Source organism: Streptococcus sp. S784/96/1 (assembly GCF_902729355.1).
Lineage (GTDB): Bacteria > Bacillota > Bacilli > Lactobacillales > Streptococcaceae > Streptococcus > Streptococcus caledonicus.
The window spans coordinates 1-650 of the sequence record NZ_CACVCC010000080.1 but is presented as its reverse complement, the minus strand read 5'-3'; the positions used below and the strand labels follow the sequence as shown (position 1 = coordinate 650).

1 protein-coding gene is annotated in these 650 nt (G+C 38.3%); it reads right to left on the bottom strand.

Features of this window, described 5'->3' with window-relative positions; translation table 11 throughout:
- A partial coding sequence (locus tag GZ996_RS11665; RefSeq protein WP_162012127.1) for an IS3 family transposase occupies positions 1–468 on the bottom strand: 468 nt, incomplete at its 3' end.
- Between the last annotated feature and the right edge of the window lie 182 nt (positions 469–650).

Here is a 650-nt window from a genome sequence, read left to right as displayed (position 1 = left end):
AGTATATGCTAGAATAGAGTTGTCATAACAATCTTTTATGACGCTAAGGAACATCCTTCCCTGTTTGTGGTAAACATAACTGACATCCGTTGTTAGTTTCTGGAGAGGACGTTCTGCTTTAAAGTTTTGTGCAAGCACGTTGTAGTGGACGTGTCTTGCCTTTTCATTTATCTCACGCTGTGTGCAAGAATGATAGCGTTTCTTTCGAATTGGCGACTTCAAACCCAGAATACGCATATAGCGTAGGACAGTTTTAGGATGACAGAAAATATCGTATTTTCTTCTCAGTTGATAACAAATGAAACGATAACCTTTCTGAGTCTCATTAAAAACAGCTGTAATGACCTGTGCTAGGTCAGGGTTAAACCGCTTGTGTTCAGGTTTTCCATTGCTTAACCAGAGGTAGTATGATGACCTAGGGAAACCCAAATAGGCACATAAACAGGAGATGGAATAACGTTCTTTCAATTGTTCAACGACTTGATAAAGGTGGACGCTGGGCAAAAACTAGTTTCAGAACACAAAAAAAAACGGGCATTTCCGCAGTTGGAGATGCTCGTTTTTTTATGCCATGGTTTATAATTATAATAACCACAAAACAACTAGAAAGCCATGACTATGTATAAAGAGTATAACACAAATCAATTGAG